Raw genomic sequence first — 26,509 nt, 5'->3', positions numbered from 1 at the left:
GCCGCGTTCTTGTCACCACGTGAGTGCCGCGACCGGCGCCGCCACAATGTCTGCCGCATTATTTAGCGGATATCGAAGGTTTTCCGGGCAACTCTTGCCGGTGGTCCGCGCACCTCATTAACTTCCGTCGAGTCGGCACATTTCCGGCAGATTTCGAGGAAGGATCACCCGTGAGGTTGAAGACAATACTGGGCGCGGGCGTGACGTCCGGGCTCGTCGTGGCCGGTCTGCTCGCCGGCGTCGGCAGCGGCTCGGCGGCGCCCGTCCAGGTCGACAAGACGCTGACGTTCACCTGCCCGTTCCCGCTGATCGGCAACCAGGTGCTGTCGACCCGGATCCGGGCCACCATCGACGCGCCGACCTCGGTCGGCGGCGAGTTGAAGACCACGGACTTCTCCGCGACGGTCACCGTGCCGCCGACCGCGACGCAGGGCCTGACGCTGGTCGGCGCGGCGACGGTGGAGGGCTCCGCCGAGGCGGGCGTGACGCTGGACAACGCCGGCAGCAAGCTCGACATCAAGATCCCCGGCCTGACCGTGCCGAAGACCCCGGTGCCGACCGAGGGCGCGTTCGACGTGGTCGCGAGCGGTCCGGTGCCGACCGCGGTGATCCCCAAGGCGGGCACGACGACCGTGACGGTCGGCAACTACAGCACGACGTTGACGCCGAAGAAGGCCGACGGCACCGACACCGGCCTCGGCACGTTCACGTCCAACTGCGTGCTGGACCCGGGCCAGGACCCGACGCTGATCCGGTTCGACGTGTCGGGCGGCGGCGGCCCGACCACGACGACCACCACGACCACGACCACCACCACGACGACCACCACCGTGCCCACGACCACGACGACCCGGCCCCCCGGCGGCATCAAGTACGCCTACTCCCTGAACGGCACGTCGACGATCAAGAAGCTGGGCGGCGCGGTCGCGCTCGGCCCGGGCAGCCTGAACGCCGACCTGGACCTGGCCACCGGCGCCTTCACCGGTGACCTGGTGCTGCCGCCGACCTCGGGCAAGTTCAGCCTGTTCGGGTTCGTGCCGGTGGAGTCGAAGATCGAGTTCGTGCCGGAGGGCAAGACGACCGGCACGCTCGCCGCCGGCGCGGTGAAGTCGAGCTCGAAGGTCACCATCAAGCTGCCGTCGGTCACCGCGTTCGGCATCCCGATCAGCAACGACCCGAACTGCCGCACCACCACGCCCGCGGACATCGGCCTGGCGTCGGCGGCGGGCTTCGACCCGCTCAAGGGCGGCAAGCTGGCGGGCACGTACACGATCCCGGCGCTGACGGGCTGCGGTCCGCTCAACGACCTGGTCAGCGGTTTCGCCGCGGGCCCGGACAACACGATCGACCTGACGCTCACCGCGAAGACCGCGTAACCGCCCGGAACCCACCCCGACCGCACTGGGAGACCGCCGCGTCCGACCGCGGCGGTCTCCTGCTGTTCCGGGCCGGTCAGCAGTTCGACGTCGCCGGGCGGCCCGCGATCCGGTCCGCGGTGAACGCCTGCGCCGCCGCGCTGCCCGTGTGCACGGCGGTGATGTGGTCGGTGGCGTAGGTCCGCCAGTCCACCTGCACGCCGAGCCGGCAGTACGCGTCGCGCAACGCCTTGGCCTGCGTGAAGTCGACCAGGTCGTCCCCGGTGGCGTGGTAGGCGTGCACCGGCACGCGGATCGCCGTGCCGCCGAGCTTGTTCTCCGCCACCCTCGCCAGCCACGGCGGCGTGAGCACCGGGCTGGACGTCGTGTAGTCGGACAGCCTGCGGCCCTGGTAGTCGACCAGCAGCTCCAACGTGCACGCTTCGCGTTCCATGCGGGCGAACTCCGCGCGGCCCGCGTCGTTGAGGTAGGCCTCCAGGTCGAGCTCCGGGTACGCGTGGTCCAACCCGATCAACGAGTACGCGAGCAGGCCGAAGCCCTTCCGGCCGTCCAGCGGCAGGGCGACCTGGACGAGGTCCGCGGGCACGCCGCCGCCGACCACGCCGACCAGGTTCAGCTCCGGCGCGTACGCCGGCTGCAGCTGACCCGCCCACATCGCCGCGCCACCGCCCTGCGAGTAGCCCCGGAACACGACCTTCGCGGCCGGGGACAGCCGGGCGTCCGGCAGCCGTTGCGCGGCCCGGACCACGTCGATCACCGCGTGACCCTCGGACCGGCCGGTGACGTAGGTGGTCCTCGGGTCGGGCCGGTAGCCCTCGTAGTCGGTGATGGCGACCGCGTAGCCCGCGCGCAGCAGGTCGTTGACGGCGGGCTGCTCGTAGAGCGCGCCGATGCGCACCATCTCCGACGGCGCGCACCTGAACGCCGGGCCGTGCGTGCCCACGGCGAACGCCACCACCGGCGCCGTCGCCGGGTCGGCGGACCGCGGCACGAGCACGGTGCCGGTCACCGCGTTCGGCTGCCCCAGCGCGTCGGTGGACCGGTACATGACCTGCCACGCGTTCACCGTCGAGCCGAGAGCGCCCGCCGACGACGCGCGGAACCGGATGACGTCGCCCGGCGCGCCCGCGGGCAGCGGGCTGGGCGGCACGTAGAACGAGTCGTCGGCCGCCGCCGAGGGCGCGAGGCCCGTGACGGCGGCGGCCACCACGACCGCGACCGCCGATAATGAGAATATCTTTCGCAAACCGACACCTCCCAGGAAATGTGACAGAGACAATGCACAGTGCATTAATCCGGACCGGCCAGTCCAGGCCGACCGCCCGACTTGTCATCCGGGTGCGTGTTTCCAAAACCGGATTTGTAATGCTCGTACAACAAGCCCCATCACTCGAAAGAGTGAACGCGGAGCAGTGCCGGAAAGAATATTTGACACACCGTCGCGGATGATTTTATGGTCAGCCGGGCGAAGTCCCAGGGCGGTGCTTCGCGCACAGCGGAGGCGGCATGGCGATCTCACTGAACGGCGGGTTGGTGCGACAGCGGACCTACAGCGCGGCGCGGCAGCTGTGGTCGAGCATCCCGGGCGAGCTGGCGGAGAAGATGGCGCCGCTGTCGGGCGTCCTGGTGCGGGACGTGGTGCGGGAGATCCGCCGGACCGTGCCCGCGTACGCGCAGCCGCTGGAGGGCAAGTTCCGCGAGGTGCTGGTCGGCGCGGTCGAGATGGCGATCGTGAAGTGCTTCGACAACATCGCCAACCCGGACGCGGCGCAGACCGACTGGCAGGCCGTGCTGCGCTACAGCGGGCGGATGGAGTACCTCGAAGGCCGCACGATGGACTCGTTGCAGACCGCGGTGCGGGTCGGCGCGCGGGTCGTGTGGCGGCACCTGAGCGAGCACGGCCGCGCGGTGGGCGTGTCCACCGACACCCTGTTCGTGGTGGCCGACGCGATCTTCGCGTGGGTGGACGAGCTGTGCCGGGTGGCCATCGAGGGCTACTCGGAGGCGCAGGCCAACGCCAGCGGCGCGTTGGAGCGCAGGCGTCGCCAGCTGCTCAAGCTGGTGCTGGCCGAGCAGCCGCCGTCGCCGAGGTCGCTCGCGGACCTGGCGGGCACGACGGACTGGCCGTTGCCGGAACGGGTCGCGGTGGTGGCGCTGGAGTACCGGGAGGACCAGCACCAGCTCCCGTCGGTGACGCTGGGCCGTGACGTGCTGGTGGACCTGGAGAGCTCCACGCCGTGCCTGGTGGTGGCCAACCCCGAGGGGCGCTCGCAGCTGGAGCTGCGCGGGCGGCGGGCCGCGGTGGGTCCGACGGTGCCGTTGGCCGAGGCGCGGCAGTCGCTGGCGTGCGCGCGGCGGGCGCTGGGGTTCGTGCGGCGCGGCCTGCTGCCCGCCGTGCCGGTGACGTGGTGCGACGACCACCTGGCCACGTTGGCGCTGCTGTCGGACGAGTTCCTGGTGGGCCAGCTCAGCCGGCGCGCGCTGGCGGCGTTCAACGGCCTGACGGTCAAGCAGCGGGAACGGCTGGAGACGACGTTGCTGGCGTGGTTGGAGACGCGCGGCGGCATCGGCGAGATCGCCAACCGGCTCGACGTGCACCCGCAGACCGTCCGGTACCGGATGCACCAGTTGGAGGAGCTGCTGGGCGACCGGCTGGCCGACCCCGACGAGCGCTTGACGCTGGAGATCGCGTTGCGCGCCCGCCGGTTGCTCCGCCGGGCGCGCGACGCTCAGCAGGTGCCGCGCGCGGGCCAGCCTGCGAAGCGGGCCTCCAGCCAGGCGAAGGCCTCCGGGTAGGCCGCGACCATGCCGGCCGCGTGCGTCGGCACGAGCGAGGTGCTGAACTTGACGTTCGCGCCCAGGGCGCACCACCGCCGCACCATCTCCGCGCCCTGCGCGTACGGCACGATGTCGTCCAACGCGCTGTGGATCACGAGCACCGGCGCGCCCGGCTTGCGCACGCCGATCCGCTGCTGCTCCACCCGCGACTTGTACGGCTCCTCGTCCAGGTACGCGGCCAGCGGCCGGCCGTCCGCGGTGAGGTCGACCGACTTGCGGAACGCGTGCGCGAGGAGCGCCTCGGCGGTGCACTGGCGCGCCACCTGCGCCAGCAGCGTCCGGCCGGCGTCGTTGAGCACGCCGGGGATGTCCAGCTCGGGGTACGCGGCGTCGAGGCTCAGCAGCGAGTAGCCCAGGAACCCGGCGGCGTAGTGGCCGTCCAGGTTGCGCGCGACCGCGCCGAGGTCGGCGGGCGGCGCGCCCGCGTACGCGCCCTTCAGCTCCAGTTCCGGGGCGTACCCGGCGTACAGCTCGACGGCAGCCGCCGCCGCGCCGCCGCCCTGCGAGTACCCGGCGACCGCCACCGGCCCGTCGTCGGGCAGGTTCGCCTCCGGCAGCCGTTGCGCGGCGCGGATCGCGTCCAGCACCGCGTGCCCCTCGGCCGCGCGGTTGACGTAGGTGTGCATGCCGGGCGTGCCCAGGCCCTCGTAGTCGGTGACGACGACGCCGTAGCCGCGGGTGAGCAGACCGGCCAGGAACGGGCCCTCGTACTCGCTGCCCATCGCCAGCTGCCGGGACGGCGCGCAGTCGTCGCCGACGCCTTGCGTGCCCGGCGCGTACCCCACGACCGGGCGCGGACCGGGGCCGGACCACGGCGTGTGCGGCGTGAGCACGGTGCCGCTGACGTCGATCGGGCGGTCGTGCGTGTCCGTGCTGCGGTACAGGATCCGGTGCACGGTCGCGGGCGCGCGCAGCAGCTTGACCGGGTCGAGGAAGAAGTCGGCGGGCTCGGACCGCAGCACGTCGCCGTTGGCCGGCGCGGAGCCCGTTCCGGTGTAGGAGATCTGGGCGACGGCGTCGGTCGTGCCGGCCGCCGTCAGGACCGCGGTGAGCGCGACGGCCCACCCCCGGTGCAATCGCATTGGCTGCTCCTCGTCGAGCTCGGGCGAATACCGCCGAACCATTGCGTGACGGGTTCCCGCAGGTCAAGCGCCCTGTGGATTCTTGTCACCGGCACGCAAACCCGAGCTCGGGAATTGCGCGCGCGTGCTATCCCGGGCCGACCGGGCCATTTCACCGGGCGGCTTTGAGGAAGATCCCGCGCACCGAGCCGAGGCCGTACCGGTCGACGAGGCAGCGTCAACGCGGAACGGACGGCGTCGAGCAGCGCGACGTCCTCCTCGATCACGACCAGGTCCCTCGTCATGACGCGGATCGCGGGCGGGGTGTCCTCCTCGGCGGTCCCCGTTCGTCGTAGTGGTGGAATGCACCGGACGACGGGAGTGACCGATGAAGTACATGCTGCTGATCTGCGTCGACGACACCATCGAGCCGACCGAGGGCGACCCGACCATCGAGCAGTGGCTGGCCGAGCTCGGGGACCGGCGGCTGGACGGCTCGCAGCTGCGGTCGGTCGAGGACGCCACGACCGTGCGGGCGCGCGGTGGCGAGGTGCTGCTGAGCGACGGGCCGTTCGCCGAGACGAAGGAGCAGATCGTGGGCTACGACGTCGTCGACTGCGCCGACCTGGACGAGGCGATCCGGATCGCGTCACGGCACCCGTGCGCGCGGTTCGGGTCGGTCGAGGTGCGGCCGTTCTTCACCGGATGACGGTCGAGGCGGAGGTCTCGGAGCTGTTCCGGGCCGAACGGGGGCGGATCGTGGCGACGCTGATCCGCCTCACCGGCGACTGGGAACTGGCCGAGGAGTGCGTGCAGGACGCCTTCGCGCGGGCACTGGAGTGCTGGCCGCGCGAAGGCGTCCCCCGCCGTCCCGGCGCGTGGCTCACCACGACCGCCCGCAACCGCGCGCTGGACCGGTTGCGGCGCTCCAGCGTGGAGGCGGCGAAGCTGCGGGAGGTGGTGGCGGTGCTGGACGCGCCACCGGACGAGGTCGACGACGAGCTCGGCGACGACCTGCTGCGGCTGATCTTCACGTGCTGCCACCCGGCGTTGACGCTGGAGGCGCGGGTCGCGCTGACCCTGCGCACCGTCGCCGGCCTGACCACGGCGGAGATCGCGCGGGCGTTCCTGGTGCCGGAGGCGACGATGGCCAAGCGGCTGGTGCGGGCGCGGCAGAAGATCCGCAACGCCCGCATCCCGTACCGCGTGCCGCCCGCCCACCTGCTGCCCGAACGCACTGGTGGCGTGCTGGGCGTGCTGTACCTGCTGTTCAACGAGGGGTACGCGGCCAGCGGTGGCGCCGACCTGCTGCGGCGCAACCTGTGCGCGGAGGCGATCCGGCTGGCGCGCACGCTGGTCGCGGCGATGCCCGACGAGCCGGAGGCGGTCGGCCTGCTCGCGCTGATGTTGTTGCAGGACTCCCGCCGGGACGCGCGGTTCGACCACGCGGGCGACCTCGTGCCGCTCGACGAGCAGGACCGGTCGCGGTGGGACGGCGGGCAGGTCGAGGAGGGTGTGGCGCTGCTGGACTCGGCGCTGCGGCGCGGCCGGCCGGGGCCGTACCAGGTGCAGGCCGCCATCGCCGCCTGCCACGCCACCGCCGCGCGGGCGGACGACACGGACTGGCCCCAGATCGCCCTGCTCTACGGCGAGCTGGCCAAGCTCGTCCCGTCACCGGTCGTGCGGCTGAACCGGGCGGTCGCCGTGGCGATGGCGGACGGCCCCGCGGCCGGTCTGGCGCTGGTGGACGACCTCGCCGACGAGGTGACCGGCCACCTGCTCCCGGCCACCCGGGCGGACCTCCTGCGACGCCTCGGCCGGACCACCGAGGCGCTCGCCGCCTACGAGCGGGCCCTGGCCCTGGCCCCGACCGACGCGGAGCGCCGCCACCTCACCCGGCTGGTCAGCGCTCTGCGCGGGTGAGGTCGACGGTGAACTGCTGATCCGGTTCGTCGGCGCACGGTTCGTGGACCGCCTCCGCGCCTTCCCGGACCTCGCCGCCGCGCAGGCCGACGCACGCCACGCCGTCCGCCGAGCGGAAGCGGTACCGGCCGGGTCCGGTCTGCTCCAGGCGGAACAGCTGGTCGAGGTTGTCGTCGGAGCACCGGTCCCACGGTTCGAGCAGGCTCATCGCCGGTTCGGAGCGCCGCACGGTCAGGCAACCGACGCCCTGCGACGGGTTGTCCCACTTGATGGTGGTGAACTCGGCGCCCACCGCGTGCAGCGACACCCGCGGCCCGGGATCGCCGCACGGCCGCAGCGCCGCGACCGCGTGCGGGTACTCCTTGGTGCTGTCACGGCCCTCGGTCAGGCACAGGTCGGGCGCGCCCACCGGGTGGATGCCCGGCGCCGACGGCCCCGGTCCGGCCTGCGGCGAGGTGGTCGGGCCGATCGCCGCCGTGTCCGGCGCGCCATCCCACAGCAGCACGGCCGTGGCCACGAGCGCCGGCACCACGACGGCGGCCGCCACCGCCCACGGGCGGCGCCAACGGGGGCGAGCCGGTGCTTCGGGCACGACGGTCGCGCCGCCCGCGGCCAGCCGCTCACGGGCGCGCAACCACGCCTCCGGCTGCTCGACCCCGCACGCCTTCACGTACGCGGTCAGCAGTTCCGCCCGGGGCAGGCTGTCGCGGCGCAGCATGTCCGCGGCCGTGCTGCGGGCCAGCACCTCGCCCTGCGCGGCCGCGCTCTCCTCCAGGCCGCGCAGGGTCAACCCCGACTTCTCCTTGAGCTCCCGCAACATCGCCACGAACTCGGCCACGTCACGTGCCGAATCCGGCTGGGCACCGTGCGACGTCACGCGCGCAATCTTGGCGGTTGCCCGTCGTCACGGGCAAGCGGCTCCCTCAGAACCGGAGGTTCACCAGGTAGTCGTAACCGACCTGCGCGGTGACGAGGGCGTCGCGCGGCTGGTCGTTCTCCACGATGTACTCGGTCACGTTCGCGGCCCGGAAGATGGCCGCGAAGTCGATCGTCCCCTTGCCGAGGTCGGCGAAGGACCCGTCGGCCGCCCGGTCCTTCACGTGGAACTGCCGCACGCGCGGGAAGTTCGCCCGGTGCACCGCGATCGGGTCGACCCCGCCGGCCACCGCCCAGTACAGGTCCAGCTCCAGGTGCACGTTGCGCCGCGTCGTGCCCGCCGTGATCACGTCGAACGGCCGCACCCCCTCCACCGGGGCGAACTCGTGCGCGTGGTTGTGGTAGCCGAGGCTCAACCCCGCGCGCCGCACCTTGTCCCCCGCCGCCTCCAACCGGGTGGCGAACGACCGCCACTGCGCCAGGGTCGGGTAGTCCACCCATGGCACCACGACGTACTTGTGCCCGAGGGTGCGCGCGTCGGCGATCACCTGGTCGAGGTCGCCGTCGATGCCGACGTGGCTGGAGGTCGCCCGCAGCCCGCACCGCCGCAGCACCGCGGCGAACTCCGCGGCGCTGCGACCGTACGTGCCGGCCAGCTCGACCTTGCGGTAGCCGATGTCGGCCAACGCCGACAGCACGGGCTCCGGGTCGTCGCCCATGATGCCCCGCAAGGTGTAGAGCTGGATGCTGATCGACTCCTTCGGCACCCGGCGGCACGGGCGGTCGGCGGCGGACGCGGCGGAGGGCAGGGCGACGACCGCGCCGGTGGCGAGGGCGGTGCTGAGGAACGTGCGGCGGGACGGCATGGTTACTCCTCGATCGGCTGGGAACGGTCGGCGGGGTTCGGTGGTTGCGGGCTCCGGGCTCCGGTCATCGGGGCAGTTCCTTGACGCGGACGTCGCGGAACCACACGTCGTCGCCGTCGCCGTGGTTCTGCAGGCCGATGTGCCCGGTGGTCAGGTCACGTGCCGGGTCCGTGCTGGTGAAGTCGTTCACCAGCACCCCGTTGAGGAAGACGCGGATGCGCTGCCCCCGCACGACGATCTCGTAGGCGTTCCACTCCCCCGGCGGCTTCAGCGCGGCGTCCCGGGCGGCGAGGTCGGCCGACTGGAACGAGTAGATCGCGCCCGTGGTGCGGTCCGGGGCGTCGGTCGCGTCGATCTGCACCTCGTAGCCCTGGTTCACCGCCACCCACGGGTCCGTGCCGGGGTCGGGGAAACCGACGAACACGCCGGAGTTGTCGTCGCCCGCGACCTTCCAGTCGAACTTGAGGCTGTAGGCCGAGAACTCCTCCTCGAACCACAGCAGCCCGAGCCCGCCTTCGGTGCGCAGCGCGCAGTCCTCCTCCACGAACCGGCCGGGACCGGCCTGCCGCCACCCGGTCACGCCCGTGCCGTCGTAGAGGCTGCGGTAACCGGCTTCCGGCTTGGTGGGCGTGCACGCGCCGGCCCGCTGGTAGCGCAGGTGCCGGATGGTGTCGACGTCGAACAGCGCGCCCGGACCGCCCTTGAACACCAGGTACAGGTCGCGCACGCCGGTCAGCAGGACCTCCTGCGGCGCGAGGTCGAGGTAGAAGTCCCAGCTGCCCGTCACCGGCACGGTCACCGGCGCGTGCACCAGCGGCCCGGTCGGCGAGTCGGCGCGCGCCTCCAGCGTGCCGCCGACACCGCCGGAGGACACCCGGTAGCCGAGGCCCGCGACCTTCGACAGGTCGACGTCGTCGTACGACACCCAGTCGCCGTCGTTGATCTCGCCGACCCGCTTGCCGCCCTGCGCGGTCTCGCGGTCGTACACCGCGACGCCCTGCTGCCCGCTCAACGCCTCCGCCGGCACGTCGACCGCCGTGACCGTCCCCGGCCCGCGGAACGTGATCGTGTCCAGGTCCAGCAACGCGCCACGACCGCCGCGGAACACGAAGTACAGCCGGTGGGTGCCGCCGGGATCGGTGATCGCCGCGGGTGGCAGCTCTGCGTACACGCGCCAGTCGCCCGTGCTCCCGACCCGCGTGCTCGACACCAGCGGACCCGTCGGCGAGTCGACACGCGCCTCGATCGTGCCGCCCGCCGTGGCCGAGGAGACCCGGTAGCCGATGCCCGTGACGCCGGCCAGCGACACGCCGTCGAACGCGATCCAGTCGCGGTCGTGGACGTTGCCGACCTGCCGGCCGTCCTGCGCCTCCTCGGCCTGGATCACCGAGGTGCCCCGCTGCGCGGAGTACGACTCGGCGGGCGTGCGCCGGACCGGTTCCCACGACGGCGGCGCGGCGCCGGCGGTGAACCGGATCGCGTCCACGTCGAACAGGCTGCCGGAACCCTTGAACACCAGGAACAACCGGTGCGAGCCGCCGGGGTCGGTGATCGCCGAGGGCGCGAGCTCGACGTAGTTGTCCCAGCCGCCGGTCGACGGCACGGGCTGCCGCTGCACGAGCGGGCCGGTCGGCGAGTCGACGCGCACCTCGATCGTGCCGCCGCTGCCGCCGGAGGACACGCGGTAGCCGATCGCCTCGACGCCGCCCAGGTTCACCGGGTCGAACGCGATCCAGTCGCCGTCGTCGACGTAGCCGACGCGCTTGTCGCCCTCGGCCGTGCCGGTCTCCACCACCTGCACGCCCTGCATGGCGGTGAAGTACTCGGCCTGCTTGGCCCTCGGTTGCAGGATCGCCTCGGCCTCGCCGGTCAACGCGGGCGCGCCGGGCGCGCCGTTGTCGGTGTAGGAGGCGTTGATGACGCCGAAGATGTTGGCGTCCAGGCCGTGCCCGCCGTCGGACGGTGTCGGGAGCACGCCCTCGCAGCCGGTCGCGCGGGTGAGCGGGTGGCCGTGGCTGTCGTGGCCGAGGATGTACTCCACGGTCACCTTCGCGCAGTCGACCTGCCCGTCCTCGGGATCGGTGACCGTGACGGAGAACGGCACCTCGTCGCCGAAGCTGAACACCCGGCCGTCGGCGGGCGCGGTCAGCACCACCACGGGCGCGGTGTTGCCGACGTTGACCACGGCGCTGGCCGAGCCGACCAGGCCGGTCGGGTCGGTGACGGACAGCTTGGCGGTGAACTGGCCGACCGCGGTGTAGGTGTGGGTGACCGGTCCGGCCGTGGTGTCGTCGGTGGTGCCGTCGCCGTCGAAGTCCCACGCGTAGGTCAGCGGGTCGTCGTCCTCGTCGGCCGTGCCGCCGGGGTCGAACCGCACGGTCAGCGGCGCCGGGCCGGAGGTCCGGTCGGCGCTCAGCTTCGCGACCGGCGTGTGGCGGCCCCTGGCGTAGTCGATGCGGTAGACCGCCGAGTCCTCCGCGCCGCCGAAGTAGCCGCTGCCGTAGTCCAGCACGTACAGCGAGCCGTCCGGGCCGAACTCCAGGTTCATCGGCCGGGTCAGCGTCATCGAGTCGAAGAACGGGCTGATCGCGCCGCGTTCGCCGGTCGCGCCGACCTCGATCGTCTTGATCCAGCCGCGGTCCCACTCGTAGGCGAAGGTCTTGCCGTCGAAGAACTCCGGGAACTTGGTCGGGCTGTCCAGCTCCGGGTCGAAGTGGTAGGTGGGGCCGCCCATCGGCGACTCGCCGCCGTTGCCGAACTCGGGCACGGAACCGCCGTCGTAGCCGATCCACGCGCGCTGCGCGGGCGGCAGGTCGACCAGGCCGGTGTTGCGCGGGCTGGTGTTCTTCGGCGCGGCGCAGTCGAACGCGCCGCCGGACGTGCCGGTGGCGAAGTCGTGGTCGACGTACGGGACGTTGTCGCCGACGCAGTAGGGCCAGCCGTAGTTGCCGGGCGCCTTGACCAGGTTGAACTCGACGCTGCCGCCGGGGCCGCGGGCCGGGTTCGCCGCGCCCGCGTCCGGGCCGTAGTCGCCGAGGTGGATCCAGCCGGTGGCCTTGTCGACGGCGAACCGGAACGGGTTGCGGAAGCCCATCGCGTAGATCTCGGCGCGGGTCTTGTCCGTGCCGGGCGCGAAGAGGTTGCCCTCCGGGACGGTGTACGTGCCGTCGTCCTGGACCTTGATCCGCAGCACCTTGCCGCGCAGGTCGTTGGTGTTGGCCGACGAACGCTGCGCGTCGAACGCGGGGTTGCGGTCGGCGCGCTCGTCGATCGGCGTGTAGCCGTCGGAGGCGAACGGGTTGGTGTCGTCGCCGGTGGACAGGTACAGGTTGCCCTGCGCGTCGAAGTCGATCTCGCCGCCCGCGTGGCAGCACAGGCCGCGGTCGGCGGGCACCTGCAGGATGCGCTGCTCGCTGGCCAGGTCCAGCACGCCGTCGGTGGTCAGCTTGAAGCGGGACAGCTGGTTGTGGCCCTTGAACCGCTCGAAGTCCGCGGCGGTCCCGTTCTCCGGCGCGTCACCGGCCGGGGTGTCCAGCGGTGGCGCGTAGTACAGGTAGAGCCAGCGGTTGTTCGCGAAGTCGGGGTCGGCCGCGACGCCTTGCAGCCCGTCCTCGTCGTGGTTGTAGACGGGGACGCGGCCGGCGAGCGTGGTCGTGGCTTCCGGGCTGGTGAGCCAGACCCGGCCGTCGCGGGAGGTGTGCACGACCTCGCGGTCCGGCAGCACGGCCAGCGCGATCGGCTCGCCGGTCTTCTCCTCGCCGAGCGCGAGCGTGACCTGGTCGAAGTCCCGGTCGGTCGGCGGCGCGTCCTCGGGCTCGCAGTCGGCGGGCGCGACGCCGAGCGCGTACCGCAGGCCGCCCAGCAGGTGTCGGCGGAACGCCGGGTCGGCGTAGGACTCCTTGGTGTGGCCCAAGCCCGTGTACCAGGAGCGGCCTTGACCGGGTGTGTGGCACCAGGAGATCGGGTGGTCGCCGGACGGGTCGGTCGGCGTGTAGCTGGCCTCGTCCAACGCGGCCAGCACCTTCACCCGGGACCGGGGGTTGGACTGGTAGCTGTACCACTCGTCGGTGCGGGTCCAGGTGTCCGGCAGGTGCGCGGTCGACGGGTGGTCGTGGTCCTCGACCGCGACGTCGGCCTCCTGGATCGGCGGGTGCGACTTGAAGTACGAGCCGACCAGCGCGCCGTACCAGGGCCAGGAGTACTCGGTGTCGGCGGCGGCGTGCACGCCCGCGTAGCCGCCGCCGTTCTCCACGAACCGCTGGAACGCCTGCTGCTGCGGCTCGTCGAGCACGTCGCCGGTGGTGGACAGCCAGACCACGGCGTCGAACCTGGCGAGGTTGTCGTCGGTGAACGCGGCGGCGTCCTCGGTCGCCTCGACGGTGAAGCCGTTCGCCGAGCCGAGCTCGGTGATCGCGGCGATGCCGTCGGGGATCGAGTCGTGCCGGAAGCCCGCCGTCTTGGAGAAGACGAGGAGGTGTTCGCCGTCGGGGTGCGCCGTCGCGGGTGTCGCGACCAGGGTCATCGCGCCCAGGGCGGCGGTGAGGGCGAGGGCGGTGGCTGATCTGCGGGTGGTTCGGGGGCGGGTTCCGAGCGTGCTTCGCACCGCTGTCTCCTCGTTCGCACGACGCTGGGCTTCGCGGACGGTGACTCTGTGGTCCAGCTCACAGCTGGAACGCGAGCGCAATTCTGTTCAGAACCAACCGAAGGTGGCAATACTTTTGCTGGTTTTAGACAAAAGTCATGCCCGAATGGCCGAAGGCCCCCGCGTCCATGTGCACGGTCCGTCAACGCCGACGAGTGGTCGCACCGGTGGTCCACAATGGGCCGGGTGGACGTGCTGCCGTGCGGGCATGCCGCGCACGCCTCCGGGACCAGGGGCTGCGCGCACCTCGTCGCCGAACGACCCCCTGACCACTACGGGCGGTTCACCGGGGTCGGCGTGGCGTACGACCGGCTGTGCGAGGCGTGCGCGAAGCGGGACGACCCGTCGTTGATCGTGCTGTGCGTCGGGTGCGCGGAGCGGGTGGAGGACTACAGCGACCTGGTCGACTGGATCGGACGGCCGGAGGTGCGCCACCGCGACGGCGATCCCGGCGGCACGTGGACGACGGCGGACTGCCCGGTCGAGCCGGTGAACGCGTGGTGCGCGGCGGCGGTGCCCGGCGGTTGGCTGGTGCTCGCCGAGACCGGCCTGGTGCGGGTCGACCCGACCGGGACGTCGTTCGTCGCGCCGGTGCCGCGGCCCGCCGAGCCCTCGGATCCCCGGCCCGCCGACCCACCGCGCCCGGCGGTGCACGCCTCGCCGGACGGGCGGCACGCGGCCGTGGTGACCGACTTCGGCCGGTACGGCGTGGTGCTCGACCTCGTCACCGGCACGCCGGTGCTGACCCTGGACCGCGGCGACTACCGCTACCGCGACACGCCCTTCCCGCTGGCGTTCGTCGGCTCGGACCGCGACGCGGTCGTCGTCGCCGCGACCGACTGGAACCGGCTCGACGCGTTCGACCTCGCCTCCGGCCGGCTGCTCACCGAGCGGGTGACGACGTGGTCGGGCGACGACCTGAAACCCGAGCACTACCTGGACTACTTCCACGGCGCGCTGCTGGTCGACCCGTCGGGGCGGTGGCTGCTGGACGACGGCTGGGTGTGGAGCCCGGACGCGGTCACGGTCGTGCACGACCTGGCGGCGTGGCTGGGCGGCGACGTGCACGCCACCGAGCACGGCAGGCAGCTGGCCGTCCGCCGGGCCTGGGACGTGCCGATGGCGTGGCTGGACGAGCGCACCGCGGTGCTGCAGCCGATCGACCGGTACGACCGGCCGGCGGTGGAGGGGGTCGAGGTGCACGACGTCGTGGACGCGCGGCGGGTGACGGCGTTCGCCGGCCCGGTCGGCCGGATGTGGGGGCACGGCGGCCTGCTCTACGTCGGCACGCCGGCGGGACTGGAGGTCTGGGACCCCGCGGCCGGCGCGCGGACGGGCGTGGTCGAGGGCTTCACGCCGATCGCGCACAACCCGCGCACCGGCCGGTTCGCCGAACTGGCGGCCGGACGGCTGCGGACGTGGACCCCGCGACCGTGAGCCGGGTACCGGGAACCTGATCACCGCGGTCTGATCCGATCACCCGGCGACGCGCCGCGGGCGGGGCCGTGCGGCATGATGTCCGCGTGCGCGAGACGACGGCGAGCCGGTGACCGGCGGTTACCTGAAGGGCCGGATCCGCCGCGAGGACATCATCACCGCGGCGGTCGCGGTGTACGGGGAGGCCGGGTACCACGGGTCGTCGTTGCGCGAGATCGCCAAGCGCGCCGGGATCACGCACGCCGGGCTGCTGTACTACTTCCCCACCAAGGAAGCGCTGCTCGCCGCCGTGCTGGAACGCCGTGACGCGGAGGACGCCGAGCGGGAGCGGTTGCAGGCCACTCCCGGCGTCGACGTCCTGCGCCACTTCCTCGCCCTGGCCGAGCACAACGTGCGCCACCCCGGCATCGTCGACCTCTACTCGCGCCTGGCCGCCGAGGCCGTCGCCGCGGACCACCCGGCGCACGACTACTTCGTCCGCCACTACCGGGCGGCGCGCGAGGGCGTGGTCGGCTCGTTCCAGGCCCTCGCGGACCGGGGCGAGCTGCGCCCGGGCGTCGACCCGGCGGCGGCGGCGCTGGCGTTCATCGCGTTGATGGACGGCTTGCAGGTCCAGTGGCTGACCACGCCGGACGAGGTCGACCTGGTCGGCTCGCTGCGGTTCTACCTGGGCGCCCTCCTCACCGTTCCGCTCGACTGAGGGTCGGCGCGTTCGGGTCCCAGTCGACCGGCAGCGCGGGCGGCGGCTCGACCGTGCTGCCGACGTCCACCGCGTGCCCGAGCGCGATGGACTCCTCCATTGCCAGCATCGCGTCCAGCACGTGGTAGGCGAGCTCGCCGGACGCGCGTTCCGGCTCGCCGGCCCGGATCGCGCGCGCCAGTTCCAGCACGCCGGTGCCCCGTGACGCGGAGTGCCCTTGCGGCGCAAGCGTTTGCACACCGTCGAACAGGTGCAGCTCGGTCGGGCCGGCGAAGCCGTTCGGGTCGGGCAGCACGGCCGTGCCCAGCGTGCCGGCGACTTCCACGAAACCCGTGCGCGACAACGCCGAGTCGAAGCTGAACACCGCCTGCGCCGTCCCGCCGCGCTCGAACTCGACCAGCGCGGTCACCGTGGTCGGCACGGTCACCTCGAACTCGGTGCCCGCCCGCGGCCCGGACCCGATCACCCGCGTGTCGCGCGCCCGGCCGCCCGCGGCGGTGACCCGGCGGATCGGGCCGAGCAGGTGCACCAGCCCGGTCAGGTAGTACGGGCCCATGTCGAGCAACGGCCCGCCGCCCGCCTGGAACAGGAACTCCGGCGCGGGGTGCCAGCTCTCCGGACCCGGCGTCTGGAACAGGGCGAGCGCCGTGCGCGGCTCGCCGATCCGACCGCCGTCGACGGCCCGCCGCGCGGTCTGCCACCCGGCGCCGAGCAGGGTGTCGGGCGCGCAGGCGACCCGCAGACCCCGTTGCGCGGCCCGGTCGAGCAGGTCGCGCGCGCTGCGCAGGTCGAGCCCGAGCGGTTTCTCCACCCACACGTGCTTCCCGGCCTCGACCGCGGCCAGGCTGACCGCGACGTGCGCGGCCGGCACGGTCAGGTTGACCACGATCGAGACGTCCGGGTCGGCCAGCAGCTCGTCCACAGTGGACGATCGCGGCACGCCGTGCCGCCGCGCCTGGGCCGCCGCCCGTTCCGGGTCGAGGTCGGCCACGGTCAGCACCCGCACGTCCGGGAACGCGGTCAGGTTGCGCAGGTACTCCTCGCTGATGACGCCCGTGCCGACGACCCCGACGCCGACCGGGGCGCTCACGCCGCGACCTCGGCGAGGAACGCGTGGCTCTCGGCGAGACCGGCGAACACGTCACCGTCGTAGGCGTCGAACTCGACCACGCGCAACGCCTGCGGCGCCGCGGCCAGCACGTCCGCCACCGGCACGCGCCCCTGACCGGCCGGGACCTGGCCCGACGCGTCCCGCGCCAGGCCGCCGTCCTTGACGTGGATCGCGTGCACCCGGCCGCCGAGGCGGCGCAGCAGCGCGGGCGCGTCCTCGCCGCCGACCGTCGCCCAGTAGGTGTCGACCTCCAGCACCACCTCGGGGTCGAGCCGGTCGGCCAGCACCTCGAACGCGCTGCGGCCGTCGATCCGGGACGCCAGCTCCCACCAGTGGTTGTGGTAGCCGACGCGGACGCCGTGACCGGCGGCGACCCGGGCGGCGGCGTTGAGCGCGGACGCGGTGGCGGCGATGTCCGCGGGGTCCTGCCACAGCTCCGCGTCCACGTACGGGTCGATCACGACCTCGATGCCGCACTCGGCCGCGGCGGCGAAGACGGCGTGCTGGTCGGCGCCGAGGAGCTGGGCGTGCGCGGTCGGCGCGGTGAGGCCGTGCTCGGGCAGCGCGGTGCGCAGCACGTCGACGTTCTCCAGGACGCCGTAGGGCTCGACGTGGGTGAAGCCGATCGCGGCCAGTCGCCGCAGGGTGTCGCCGGGATCGGCCGCGAACGCGTCGCGGACGGAGTACAGCTGCACGGACGTTCTGCTCATCACGGGCTCCTGACGTCGGCGTCGGGCGTGGATGGAAGCGCTCCCACAGATTTCTACCAGTTGGTAGAAATTCACGCCATAGTATGACGTCCCGCCCCGTCCGGGAAACAGACTTGAACCTGACGCGACGTGAGGTTCTAGGGTCGTGCCATGGGCGTTGAGGGGGGCCTCGACCAGCCGCGGTGGAGCGTCGGCGCGCTGGCCAAGGTGGCCGGGATGACGGTGCGGACGCTGCACCACTACGACGAGCTGGGCCTGCTGCGGCCCAGCGAGCGCACGCCCGCCGGCCACCGGCGCTACACCGAGGGCGACCTGCACCGGCTCTACCAGATCCGGCTGCTGCGGCAGCTCGGCATGTCGCTGGAGGAGATCGGCGGTGTGCTGGCCGGCGCGTCCGACCCCGGGCCGCTGGTCCGGGTGCTCGCCGGCCACCTGGAACAGCTGGACGAGCAGGTCTGGCGGCTCAACGCGCTGCGCCGCCAGACGAGAGGGCTGCTCGCCCAGCTGAGCGGGCCGACCCGGCCGGACCCGGACCGGCTGCTCGCCTTGCTGGGCAGCACCACGATCTTCGACGGCCGCCTCACCCGGGAACAGCGCGACTTCCTGGACCGGCACGCCTTCGAGATCGGTCCGGACGCCCGCAAGAGGCTCGACGAGGAGTGGCCCGAGGTGCTCGCGAAGGTGGTCGCGCACTACCGCGCGGGCGACCCGGTGGACGACCCGGAGGTCCGCCGGACCGCCCGGCGCCTGGTCGACGTCGGCGAGACCTTCGCCGCCGGCGACCGGGAGATCCTGAGCTCGATGGGCGCGTTCTTCCGCGAGAACGGGCGCGGCGTGCTGCGGGACGTGCTGCCGGGTCAGTCGGTGGACGACCTCGGCGACGGCCTGTGGGACTACCTGGGCCGCATGTACGCGGCATTGTCAGCCGAATGAAACAGGGGGAAACGTGTTCCACAAGACGAGCGTGTCCATAGCGGCCTTGGCCGTCCTCGCCTCGACGCTGACCGGCGTCGCCGAGGCGGACCCGGGCCCGACCTTGACCCTGCCCGCGCCGACCGGACCGCACCGCGTCGGCGTCACCGCGCTGCACCTGGTCGACGTCGACCGGCCGGACCCGTGGTCCGCCGACGGCCGGTCGCGCGACGTGATGACCTCGGTGCACTACCCGGCGCTCGACGTGCGGGACCGCCCGGTGGCCCCGCAGCTGACTCCCGGCGCCGCGGCGGCGCTCCCGTCGTACACGCCGTGGGGGCTCCCACACCTGCCGGCCAGCGGCGTGGACTGGGCCGCCATCGCCACCCACTCGCACGTGGACGCGCCCGTGCTCCCCGGCCGCCGACCGGTCGTGCTCTACGACCCCGGGCTGGTCGAGACGCGCGCGTTCGGCGTCACCACCGCAGAGGAGCTGGCGAGCCGCGGCTACGTCGTGGTGACGATCGACCACCCCGGCGAGACCTTCGCGGTCGACCTGCCGAACGGGACGCGGCACGTCGCCCTGACCGACAACCCCAGCGTGAACCCGGGGCTGTACCGCGCCATCATCGCCACCCGGCTCGCGGACGTGCGGCTCGTGCTCGACCGGCTGGAGCTCCTGGCGTCGGGCGGGAACCCGGACGCCGACGGCCGTGCGCTCCCGGCGAACCTCGGCCGTGCGCTGGACCTGCGCCGGGTCGGCATGTACGGCCAGGGCCTCGGCGGCACGATCGCGGCCGAGGCGATGCACGAGGACCGGCGCCGCCGGATCGACGCGGCGATCAACATGGAGGGCTTCCTGGACTACCACCCGGAGCAGCCCGGCCAGGACGGCGAGCTGCTCCCCGTCGCCCGGCACGGGGTGGACCGGCCGTTGCTGCTGCTCGGCACGGAGGGCTTCCAGAACGACCGCTACCGGCGGGCGTGGGCGGCGATGCTCGCGCACGGCGGCGTCCGGCAGCACGTGATCGCCGACGCGAACCACTGGACGTTGACCGACTTCGCCGCCTTGACGCCGCAACTGCACGACGCGGGCCTGATGGACGACGCCGGGCGCACCGCGATGGTCGGCACGCTCGACCCGGCCGTCGCGGTGCCGACCGTGCGCCGGCACGTGGTGTCCTTCTTCGACCGCACCCTGCGCTAGCGGGCGTGACCGTCGGGACGCGGCACTAGGAGTCCAGGGCCGCCGCCGCGGCCGCCAGGTGATCGGCCGTGATGCCGGTGGCCGGGTCGACCGCGATCAGGGCGGTCGGGTCGCGGCGGCGGTCCAGGAACGCCCGGCGCGCGGTCGGGAACAGGTCGAAGTCGTCGTCCAGCCAGACCAGCGGCCGGTCCCTGGCGAACCGGCCGACCGCGCCGAACTTCCAGTCCGCCTTGCCCTCGTAGGCGCGCACCCCGACCACCGGCAGCGGTGGCAGGCCGAGCGCCGGGCCGACCGTCGTGTTGGCCCGGTGCTCCCACGTCGTGGCCCACGCCAGCTCCGCGCCGGCCCGCCGGGCCAACTCCAGCAACGCCGGCCCGTGCGACGGGTTCAACCAAGCCCGCTGCACCGCCCGCCCCCACCGCGACAGCCGCCACCGGTGCTCCACGTACCCGTCCGGCGGGGTGCGGGCGGCGAACGGGTGCAGCGGCCCGTCGACGTCCAGCAGCACCAGCGGCCTCACCCGACCGACGCTACTCGCCCGATCACCTCGACCCCGTGCCGCTCGGCGGGCGTGACGCCCACCGGCCCGGCGTTTCGGGCACGGAACTCACCGGGACGGAACTCACCGGGCACGCCCCCGCCCCAGCCTTGGCCCCACCGCGCCCACGCCCGGCCCCGCCGCTCCACGGGACCCCCGGCCCCGCCGCCCACCGGGCAGGTCCCCACCGGACAGATCCCCCACCGCCCACCGCGCCCAGCCCGGCCCTCACCGCGCCCAGCCCTCGGCTCCCGGCTCCTGCCCCGGCTCCCAGCTGCCGGCTCCCAGCCCCAGCCCTCCAGCCCCGGCTCCCGGCTGCCGGCTCCCCGCCCCGGCTCCCCCGTCTCCCAGCCCCGGCATTCACCGCCCTCGCGGGTCGTGCCCCGGATTCCCGGCACGGCACGCACACGTCCGTGTGGCGCCCGCGATCTCGTTCGCGTGAAACGCGGCGGCCCGCTTTGTCCCGGCCGGCCGGGTGCGGCACGTTCGCCTCACCCCACGTTGCCGCAAGGGCTTTCGCACCGCATGGAGTGGCCTGATGACCGACACCCTGCCCAGTGCCGTCCGCGCGCCGGCGCGCCGGTGCACCGGTCCGGCCGACCTGCCCGGCCTGCCGCGCGACGCGCTCGACGAGCTGGCGCGCGAGCTCAGGGCACGCCTGGTCGAGGCGGTGGGCCGCACGGGTGGTCACCTCGGGTCGAACCTCGGGGTGGTCGAGCTGACGTTGGCGCTGCACCGGGTGTTCCGGTCGCCGCACGACCGGATCGTGTTCGACGGCGGGCACCAGTCCTACGTGCACAAGATGCTCACCGGCCGGGCGGACGCGTTCGTCGACCTGCGCCGCGAGGGCGGCCTGTCCGGGTACCCCAGCAGGGAGGAGTCGCCGCACGACCTGGTGGAGAACTCCCACGCGTCCACCGCACTGTCCTATGCGGACGGTCTGGCGCGGGCGGCGCGGCTGCGCGGCGAGCACGACCGGCACGTGGTGGCGGTCGTCGGCGACGGCGCGCTCACCGGCGGCCTGGCGTGGGAGGCGTTGCACAACCTCGGCGACGTCGACCACCCGGTCGTGGTGGTGCTCAACGACAACGGCCGCTCCCGCGCGCCGACGGTGGGCGCGGTGGGCAGGCACCTCGCCGCCCTGCGCGCGGGCGCGGGCGGCGACGTGTTCGCCGCCTTCGGCGTGCGCTACCTCGGCCCGGTCGACGGGCACGACGTCGTCCGGGTGGAGGAGGCGTTGGCGGCCGCGAAAGCGTTGCGGCGCCCGGTCGTCGTGCACTGCGTGACCGAGAAGGGCAGGGGCCACCCGCCGGCGGAGGACGATCCGGTGGACCGCCTGCACGCCGTGCCCGCGCCGTCGGCCGCCGGGGGTCCGGGCTGGACGTCGGTGTTCGGGCGGCACCTGCTGGTGCTCGCCGACCGCCACCCCGACCTGGTGTGCCTGACCGCGGCCATGCCGCACGCGACCGGGCTGACCGCGTTCGCCGAGGCGTTCCCCGACCGGGTGCTCGACACCGGGATCGCCGAGCAGCACGCCGTCACGTGCGCGGCGGGCCTGGCGATGGGCGGGCTGCGGCCGTTGGTGGCGGTGTGCTCGACGTTCCTGACCCGGGCGGCGGACCAGGTGCTGATGGACGTCGCGCTGCACCGCCTGCCGGTGACGTTCGTGCTCGGCCGGGCCGGGGTGACCGGCGAGGACGGTCCGAGCGACCACGGCGCCTGGGACCTGGCGCTGCTGCGCGTCGTGCCCGGGATGCGGGTGGCCGCGCCCCGCGACGGCGCCCGGCTGCGCCAGCTGCTGGACGAGGCGGTCGCCGACGACGGGCCGACCGCGGTCCGCTTCCCCGCAGGCGCGGTCGGCGCGGACGTCCCCGCGGTGGACCGGCTCGGCCGGGTGGACGTGCTGCACCGGTCGTCCCGGCGGGACGTGCTGCTCGTGACCGTCGGCGGGCTCGCGTCCGACGGGGTGGCCGCCGCCGTGGCGCTCGCCGGCGAGGGCGTCGGCGTGACGGTGTGCGACCCGCGCTGGGTGACGCCGGTCGACCCGGCGGTGGTGGCGTTGGCCGCCGAGCACCGGGTGGTGGTGTGCGTGGAGGACGGCGTGCGCGGCGGCGGGGTCGGCGAGGCCGTCGCCGGCGCGCTGCGGGAGGCGGGCCTGAGCCGCCGGATCAGGATCCTCGGCCTGCCCCACGACTTCCTGCCGCACGGCTCGCGGGCCGACATCCCGCGCATGCACGACCTGGACGCCGCCGGCATCGCCCGCACGGCGGCCCGCTTCCTGCCGGGCTGGACGTCCTGACCGGTGTCGGGCCCCACCCCGGCGGACGACGGCCCGTCTCACCGGCGATCGGTCGCGAACACCCTCGTCAGGTGGCGTTCGACCACCGGCACCACGTCGGCGGGCGTGACCCGGCGGCCGAGTTCGGCGGACAACGAGGTCACGCCGGCGTCCTCGATGCCGCACGGCACGATCCGGTCGAACGGGGTCAGGTCGGGGTCGCAGTTGAGGCCGAACCCGTGCAGGCTGGTGCACCGCTCGATGCGCACGCCGATCGCGGCGATCTTGCGGTGCTGACCGTGCGCGCGGGCAGCCGACGGCGGCACGTCCGGCGCGGGCGGCCGGTCGCCGAGCACCCACACGCCGCTGCGCCCGGCCAGCCGCGCCGTCACCACGCCGAACTCGGCGCACGTGCCGATCAGCGCGTCCTCGATCCGGCGGACGTGGCCGACGGAGTCCAGCGGCACCGGCAGCTTCACCACCGGGTAGCCGACGAGCTGACCGGGACCGTGCCAGGTGATCTCGCCGCCGCGGTCCACGGTCAGCACCGGGACGTCGTCGGGCGGGAACGCGGTGGTCTTGGTGCGCTTGCCCGCCGTGTAGACGGGGAGGTGCTCCTGGAGCACGCAGACGTCGGTGATCTCGTCCGCGACGCGCGCCGCGTGCAGCCGCCGCTGCTCGGCGTACGCCTGCTCGTACGCCACCGCGTCCGGCCCGAACCCGCCGTGCACGAATCGCATCGCACCCATGGTCACAGGTTCCCAGGCCGCAGGTCGGCGGCGGCACGCGTGGTCGTCACGACCCGGCCGACCGTCATCACGACGTGCCCGTCGGCCTCCGCCTCCCCGGTGAACGCCACCGTGTCGCCGCGGACTTGCAGGATCCGCACCGAGTGCCGCACCACGCAGCCCGGCACGACCGGCCGGTGGAACTCCACGTCCGCGAGCGCGCCGAACAGGACCACCCGACCGGTGTCCGGCTCGCCCCACGACGACAGCAGCACGGTGGCCTGGCACCACGACTCCAGCAGCAACGTCGACGGGAAGTCACCGTCACCGGCGTGCCAGGGCTCGTTGGCGCTGACCGCCTTGAGCGCGGTCAACGACTCGCCCGGCGCCACGTCCACCACCCGGTCCACCAGCAGCAGCGGGTACCGGTGCGGCAGGAGGCGGAGGATCTCGGAGGAGGTCGTCACGGCTCGTACCGCAGCTTGATCCGGGCGACCACACCTTCGTCGTCGGTTACCACCGCCGCACACCGCCGCCCGTCGTCGTCCCAGGTCAGGCGCACGGTCAAGGTCGTGCCGGGGAACGTGGGCCGCACGAACCGGGTCGACTCGACCGCGGCGAGCCGCACCGCGCCCGTCGCGGTCGCCGCGCGGTGCGCGAACTCCACGACCGCCACGCCGGGGAAGATCGGGAAGCCCGGGAAGTGGCCCGCGAACAGCGGGTCGTCCGGCGCGACCGCCATGCGGGCGACGACGGTCGTCCCGGACCGCTCCAGCACTTCCACGGGCGACGCGAGGTAGCCGGTCACCGGTCAGCCCTCCCCCAGCACGCCGAAGTCCGCGGTCACGTCCGGCCATACCAGCGTGGCCGCGCCCCAGGTCAGGCCGCCGCCGAAGGCCACGGTGAGCACCCGGTCGCCTGCCTTGAGCCGACCGGCCGCGGCGGCGTCGGCCAGCAGCACGGGGATCGACGCGGCGGCCGTGTTGCCGACCGCCTCGAGGTCCGCCAGCACCTTCGCCTCGTCGAGCCCGAGTCGGCGGGCGACGGCGTCGCAGATGCGCCGGTTCGCCTGGTGCGGCGCGAGGTGGTCGACGTCCTCCGGGCCGAGGCCGGTGCGGGCCAACGCCTCCAGCGCGACGTCCGACATCCGCTCGACCGCCTGCCGGAACACCTCCTTGCCGCTCATCCGGAAGTGCCGCTCACCCGCCGGCACCTGGATGAGGTCGGCCCCGGTGCCGTCGCTGCCGAGCACGCACGGGCCGATCATGCCCTCCCCCTCGCCCACGACGACCGCGCCCGCCCCGTCACCGAAGATCACCGCCGTGCCGCGGTCGTCCGGGTCGAGGATGGTGGAGAACGTCTCGGCGGCGATCAGCAGCACGGTCCGCGCCGCGCCGCTCGCGATGAGGCCGACCGCGTTCGCCAGGCCGTACAGGAAGCCGGTGCACACGGCGGCCACGTCGTGCGCGGGCACGCCGATCAGGCCCAGCCGGGCCGCGACGTCCGGCGCGATCGCCGGGCACGACCGGTCCGGCGTGGTCGTCGCGACGATCACCGCGTCCACAGTGGACGTCCCGGCGGAGCGCAGGGCCCGCGCGCCCGCGTCGACGGCCAGGTCCGACGTCGACGTGCCCGGCTCCACCCACCTCCGCGCGCCGATGCCGGTGCGCGACCTGATCCACTCGTCCGAGGTGTCCAGGCGGGCGGCCAGGTCGTCGTTGGTGACGACCCGTGCCGGCAGGCTCGCGCCGACCCCGAGGAGCACCGCACCGCGGTAGGTCATCGTCCTCCCCCGCTCACGCCTTCGCGATGGCGAGCACCGCGTTCTGCCCGCCGAACCCGAACGAGTTGCTCAACGCCAGGTCGATCTCCCTCGGCACCGCGGAGGTCGCCACGTCGAGGTCCAGCCGGGGGTCGAGGGTCGCGAGGTTCGCGGTCGGCGGCACGAGGCCCTGCTCGACCGCGAGCACGGTGAACACCGCCTCCGCCGCGCCGGCCGCGCCGAGCATGTGCCCGGTCACGCCCTTGGTCGACGTCACCAGCGGCCCGGACGGCAGCAGTTCCGCCAGCACGCGCCCCTCCACCAGGTCGTTGAGCTGCGTCGACGTGCCGTGCGCGTTGACGTGGTCGACGTCCGGAGCCGACGCGCCCGCGTCCGCCAGCGCCGCCTTCGTCGCCGCGATCACGCCCCGCCCCTCGGGGTCCGGGTTGGTGATGTGGTGCGCGTCGGCGGTCGCGCCGTACCCGACGACCCGCGCCCGGACCCGCCGCCGGTCGGCCCGCGCGTCCTCCGCGCGCCGCAGCACGAGCACCGCCGCGCCCTCGCCCGCCACGAACCCGTCCCGGTCCACGTCGAACGGCCGCGACGCCGTCGCCGCGTCGTCCCGCCGCGACAGCGCGCCCATCCGGGCGAAACCCGCCATGGTCACCGGGGTGAGCAGCGCGTCGACGCCGCCGGCCAGCACCACGTCGCACCGCCGCGCGGCGAGCAGGTCGCACGCGACGCCGATCGCGGTGGCGCCGGACGCGCACGCCGTCGACACCACCAGGTTCGGCCCGCGGAAGCCGAACTCGATCGCGAGCTGACCCGCGACCATGTTCGGCAGGTGCATGGGCAGCACCAGCGGCGACACCCCGGTCGGCCCGTCGGCGAGCAGCACGCCGTGCTGCCGCTCGAAGGTCTCGACGCCGCCCGCCGACGTGCCGATCACCACGCCGACCCGCGCCGCGTCCCAGCCGGCGAGGTCTTCCCCGGCGACCGCCTCCCGTGCCGCGACCAGCGCCAACCTGGTGAACCGGTCGAGCCGGACGGCCCGCCGCGCGCCGAGCAGCGCGTCGGCGTCGAAGTCGGGGACGCGGCACGAGATCGTCACCTCGTGACCGGCGAGCACCGGGTCGTGCGCGGCGGTCGAACGGCCCGCGCGCACCGCCGCCCAGCCCGCCTCCACGCCGACACCGCCCGGCGTGACGAGGCCGAGCCCGGTCACCGCGATGTCAAGACCGGTCACCGGCGCGCTCCTCCATCAGCGCCACGATGTCGCCGACGGTCTCCATGTCGAACAGCTCGTCGTCGCTGATGTGCAGCCCGTGCTCCTTGCCGAGCACCATCGACAGCTCCACGAACGCGAGCGAGTCCAGGTCGAGGTCGTCCTTGGTCGCCTCCGGGGTGATCTGCTCCGGCTCGACCTTCAACGTGTCGACGAGGATCTTCTTCAGCGTCTCGTACACGGCGGTCTCCCCTCGTTCGCGCGACTCCTCCCCACCATCGAACCTCATCGGCCGGACCGCCGGTCAACCAGGGAGAAT

The 26,509-nt window shown here is 73.7% G+C and carries 23 protein-coding genes; 9 read left to right on the top strand and 14 right to left on the bottom strand.

Annotated elements, in window-relative coordinates; genetic code table 11:
- The first annotated feature begins 170 nt into the window (after window positions 1-170).
- Window positions 171-1,376, top strand: a complete 1,206-nt coding sequence (locus ACZ7GX_RS15400; RefSeq protein ID WP_498776967.1) for a DUF6801 domain-containing protein — start codon at window positions 171-173, stop codon at window positions 1,374-1,376.
- Between the two features lie 76 nt (window positions 1,377-1,452).
- Here ACZ7GX_RS15400 and ACZ7GX_RS15395 read toward each other — a convergent pair whose 3' ends face one another.
- Window positions 1,453-2,667 (bottom strand): lipase family protein, encoded by a 1,215-nt coding sequence (locus ACZ7GX_RS15395; RefSeq protein WP_498776964.1) that lies wholly within the window; start codon window positions 2,665-2,667, stop codon window positions 1,453-1,455.
- 215 nt (window positions 2,668-2,882) lie between these two features.
- Here ACZ7GX_RS15395 and ACZ7GX_RS15390 point away from each other — a divergent pair, with 215 nt between their 5' ends.
- Window positions 2,883-4,172, top strand: coding sequence for a PucR family transcriptional regulator (locus tag ACZ7GX_RS15390; RefSeq protein WP_498776962.1), 1,290 nt, complete (start codon window positions 2,883-2,885; stop codon window positions 4,170-4,172).
- Here ACZ7GX_RS15390 and ACZ7GX_RS15385 read toward each other — a convergent pair.
- Window positions 4,106-5,296, bottom strand: a complete 1,191-nt coding sequence (locus ACZ7GX_RS15385; protein WP_498776960.1) for a lipase family protein — start codon at window positions 5,294-5,296, stop codon at window positions 4,106-4,108. The genes ACZ7GX_RS15390 and ACZ7GX_RS15385 overlap by 67 nt on opposite strands.
- A 367-nt stretch (window positions 5,297-5,663) precedes the next feature.
- Between ACZ7GX_RS15385 and ACZ7GX_RS15380 the strand changes: the two genes are divergently transcribed.
- Both ACZ7GX_RS15380 and ACZ7GX_RS15375 read left to right on the top strand, forming a co-directional pair.
- Complete coding sequence (locus ACZ7GX_RS15380) at window positions 5,664-5,984, top strand: YciI family protein (protein WP_498776958.1); 321 nt, start codon at window positions 5,664-5,666, stop codon at window positions 5,982-5,984.
- Window positions 5,981-7,198, top strand: a complete 1,218-nt coding sequence (locus tag ACZ7GX_RS15375; protein ID WP_498776956.1) for an RNA polymerase sigma factor — start codon at window positions 5,981-5,983, stop codon at window positions 7,196-7,198. Before ACZ7GX_RS15380 ends, ACZ7GX_RS15375 begins: the two co-directional genes overlap by 4 nt.
- On the opposite strand, the gene ACZ7GX_RS15370 is transcribed toward ACZ7GX_RS15375, so the two are convergent.
- The 3 genes from ACZ7GX_RS15370 to ACZ7GX_RS15360 form a co-directional block, all read right to left on the bottom strand.
- The gene (locus ACZ7GX_RS15370) at window positions 7,179-8,075 is read right to left on the bottom strand and encodes an RICIN domain-containing protein (protein ID WP_498776954.1); all 897 of its coding nucleotides are present in this window, start codon (window positions 8,073-8,075) and stop codon (window positions 7,179-7,181) included. The genes ACZ7GX_RS15375 and ACZ7GX_RS15370 overlap by 20 nt on opposite strands.
- A gap of 46 nt (window positions 8,076-8,121) precedes the next feature.
- On the bottom strand, window positions 8,122-8,940 hold the full coding sequence (locus tag ACZ7GX_RS15365) for a TIM barrel protein (protein WP_498776952.1): 819 nt from the start codon (window positions 8,938-8,940) through the stop codon (window positions 8,122-8,124).
- Window positions 8,941-9,004: 64 nt separating this feature from the next.
- Window positions 9,005-13,462, bottom strand: a complete 4,458-nt coding sequence (locus ACZ7GX_RS15360) for a carbohydrate-binding protein (protein ID WP_498777196.1) — start codon at window positions 13,460-13,462, stop codon at window positions 9,005-9,007.
- Between the two features lie 306 nt (window positions 13,463-13,768).
- Between ACZ7GX_RS15360 and ACZ7GX_RS15355 the strand changes: the two genes are divergently transcribed.
- Entirely contained in the window at window positions 13,769-15,019 is a 1,251-nt protein-coding gene (locus tag ACZ7GX_RS15355; protein WP_498776950.1) for a YncE family protein, read from the top strand.
- 109 nt (window positions 15,020-15,128) lie between these two features.
- Window positions 15,129-15,719, top strand: a complete 591-nt coding sequence (locus ACZ7GX_RS15350) for a TetR/AcrR family transcriptional regulator (protein ID WP_498776948.1) — start codon at window positions 15,129-15,131, stop codon at window positions 15,717-15,719.
- Here ACZ7GX_RS15350 and ACZ7GX_RS15345 read toward each other — a convergent pair.
- Both ACZ7GX_RS15345 and ACZ7GX_RS15340 read right to left on the bottom strand, forming a co-directional pair.
- Window positions 15,700-16,809 carry a Gfo/Idh/MocA family protein gene (locus ACZ7GX_RS15345; RefSeq protein ID WP_498776946.1) on the bottom strand — a complete coding sequence of 370 codons (1,110 nt, stop codon included), beginning with the start codon at window positions 16,807-16,809 and terminating at the stop codon, window positions 15,700-15,702. The genes ACZ7GX_RS15350 and ACZ7GX_RS15345 overlap by 20 nt on opposite strands.
- Window positions 16,806-17,540, bottom strand: a complete 735-nt coding sequence (locus ACZ7GX_RS15340; RefSeq protein ID WP_498776944.1) for a sugar phosphate isomerase/epimerase family protein — start codon at window positions 17,538-17,540, stop codon at window positions 16,806-16,808. Before ACZ7GX_RS15340 ends, ACZ7GX_RS15345 begins: the two co-directional genes overlap by 4 nt.
- A 150-nt stretch (window positions 17,541-17,690) precedes the next feature.
- Between ACZ7GX_RS15340 and ACZ7GX_RS15335 the strand changes: the two genes are divergently transcribed.
- Complete coding sequence (locus ACZ7GX_RS15335) at window positions 17,691-18,473, top strand: MerR family transcriptional regulator (protein WP_498776940.1); 783 nt, start codon at window positions 17,691-17,693, stop codon at window positions 18,471-18,473.
- 13 nt (window positions 18,474-18,486) lie between these two features.
- Window positions 18,487-19,659 carry an alpha/beta hydrolase gene (locus tag ACZ7GX_RS15330; RefSeq protein WP_498776938.1) on the top strand — a complete coding sequence of 391 codons (1,173 nt, stop codon included), beginning with the start codon at window positions 18,487-18,489 and terminating at the stop codon, window positions 19,657-19,659.
- A gap of 25 nt (window positions 19,660-19,684) precedes the next feature.
- Here the strand turns inward: ACZ7GX_RS15330 and ACZ7GX_RS15325 are convergent, their stop codons facing one another.
- A complete protein-coding gene (locus ACZ7GX_RS15325; RefSeq protein WP_498776936.1) occupies window positions 19,685-20,179 on the bottom strand; it encodes an HAD domain-containing protein in 495 nt (164 codons plus the stop codon).
- Between the two features lie 556 nt (window positions 20,180-20,735).
- On the opposite strand from ACZ7GX_RS15325, the gene ACZ7GX_RS15320 reads away from it, so the two are divergent.
- Window positions 20,736-22,496 (top strand): 1-deoxy-D-xylulose-5-phosphate synthase, encoded by a 1,761-nt coding sequence (locus ACZ7GX_RS15320; RefSeq protein WP_498776934.1) that lies wholly within the window; start codon window positions 20,736-20,738, stop codon window positions 22,494-22,496.
- Window positions 22,497-22,534: 38 nt separating this feature from the next.
- Here ACZ7GX_RS15320 and lipB read toward each other — a convergent pair whose 3' ends face one another.
- The 6 genes from lipB to ACZ7GX_RS15290 are packed head-to-tail and all read right to left on the bottom strand — an operon-like array spanning window position 22,535 to window position 26,479.
- Window positions 22,535-23,215 carry a lipoyl(octanoyl) transferase LipB gene (lipB, locus tag ACZ7GX_RS15315; protein ID WP_498776932.1) on the bottom strand — a complete coding sequence of 227 codons (681 nt, stop codon included), beginning with the start codon at window positions 23,213-23,215 and terminating at the stop codon, window positions 22,535-22,537.
- Between the two features lie 11 nt (window positions 23,216-23,226).
- Window positions 23,227-23,670: a 3-hydroxyacyl-ACP dehydratase FabZ family protein gene (locus ACZ7GX_RS15310; protein WP_498776930.1), complete on the bottom strand. Its 444-nt coding sequence runs from the start codon at window positions 23,668-23,670 to the stop codon at window positions 23,227-23,229.
- A complete protein-coding gene (locus ACZ7GX_RS15305; protein WP_498776928.1) occupies window positions 23,667-24,011 on the bottom strand; it encodes a 3-hydroxyacyl-ACP dehydratase FabZ family protein in 345 nt (114 codons plus the stop codon). The genes ACZ7GX_RS15310 and ACZ7GX_RS15305 overlap by 4 nt, the downstream gene beginning before the upstream one ends.
- Before the next feature lie 3 nt (window positions 24,012-24,014).
- Entirely contained in the window at window positions 24,015-24,986 is a 972-nt protein-coding gene (locus ACZ7GX_RS15300) for a beta-ketoacyl-ACP synthase III (RefSeq protein WP_498776926.1), read from the bottom strand.
- 13 nt (window positions 24,987-24,999) lie between these two features.
- Window positions 25,000-26,211 carry a beta-ketoacyl-[acyl-carrier-protein] synthase family protein gene (locus tag ACZ7GX_RS15295; RefSeq protein ID WP_498776925.1) on the bottom strand — a complete coding sequence of 404 codons (1,212 nt, stop codon included), beginning with the start codon at window positions 26,209-26,211 and terminating at the stop codon, window positions 25,000-25,002.
- The gene (locus ACZ7GX_RS15290; protein WP_498776923.1) at window positions 26,198-26,479 is read right to left on the bottom strand and encodes an acyl carrier protein; all 282 of its coding nucleotides are present in this window, start codon (window positions 26,477-26,479) and stop codon (window positions 26,198-26,200) included. Before ACZ7GX_RS15290 ends, ACZ7GX_RS15295 begins: the two co-directional genes overlap by 14 nt.
- Window positions 26,480-26,509: the final 30 nt, after the last annotated feature.

Source organism: Actinosynnema sp. NPDC037264, from assembly GCF_055603705.1.
Note: the sequence above shows the minus strand (reverse complement) of the source record. Positions and strands in the feature narration are given on the sequence as shown.

Bases quoted from the DNA above. Each gene is read 5' to 3' on its own strand.
- ACZ7GX_RS15395 (WP_498776964.1), bottom strand. From the start codon at position 2,667: ATGCACTGTGCATTGTCTCTGTCACATTTCCTGGGAGGTGTCGGTTTG.
- ACZ7GX_RS15390 (WP_498776962.1), top strand. From the start codon at position 2,883: ATGGCGATCTCACTGAACGGCGGGTTGGTGCGACAGCGGACCTACAGC.
- ACZ7GX_RS15385 (WP_498776960.1), bottom strand. From the start codon at position 5,296: ATGCGATTGCACCGGGGGTGGGCCGTCGCGCTCACCGCGGTCCTGACG.
- ACZ7GX_RS15380 (WP_498776958.1), top strand. From the start codon at position 5,664: ATGAAGTACATGCTGCTGATCTGCGTCGACGACACCATCGAGCCGACC.
- ACZ7GX_RS15375 (WP_498776956.1), top strand. From the start codon at position 5,981: ATGACGGTCGAGGCGGAGGTCTCGGAGCTGTTCCGGGCCGAACGGGGG.
- ACZ7GX_RS15365 (WP_498776952.1), bottom strand. From the start codon at position 8,940: ATGCCGTCCCGCCGCACGTTCCTCAGCACCGCCCTCGCCACCGGCGCG.
- ACZ7GX_RS15360 (WP_498777196.1), bottom strand. From the start codon at position 13,462: ATGACCCTGGTCGCGACACCCGCGACGGCGCACCCCGACGGCGAACAC.
- ACZ7GX_RS15340 (WP_498776944.1), bottom strand. From the start codon at position 17,540: ATGAGCAGAACGTCCGTGCAGCTGTACTCCGTCCGCGACGCGTTCGCG.
- ACZ7GX_RS15335 (WP_498776940.1), top strand. From the start codon at position 17,691: ATGGGCGTTGAGGGGGGCCTCGACCAGCCGCGGTGGAGCGTCGGCGCG.
- ACZ7GX_RS15320 (WP_498776934.1), top strand. From the start codon at position 20,736: ATGACCGACACCCTGCCCAGTGCCGTCCGCGCGCCGGCGCGCCGGTGC.
- lipB (WP_498776932.1), bottom strand. From the start codon at position 23,215: ATGCGATTCGTGCACGGCGGGTTCGGGCCGGACGCGGTGGCGTACGAG.
- ACZ7GX_RS15300 (WP_498776926.1), bottom strand. From the start codon at position 24,986: ATGACCTACCGCGGTGCGGTGCTCCTCGGGGTCGGCGCGAGCCTGCCG.
- ACZ7GX_RS15290 (WP_498776923.1), bottom strand. From the start codon at position 26,479: ATGAGGTTCGATGGTGGGGAGGAGTCGCGCGAACGAGGGGAGACCGCC.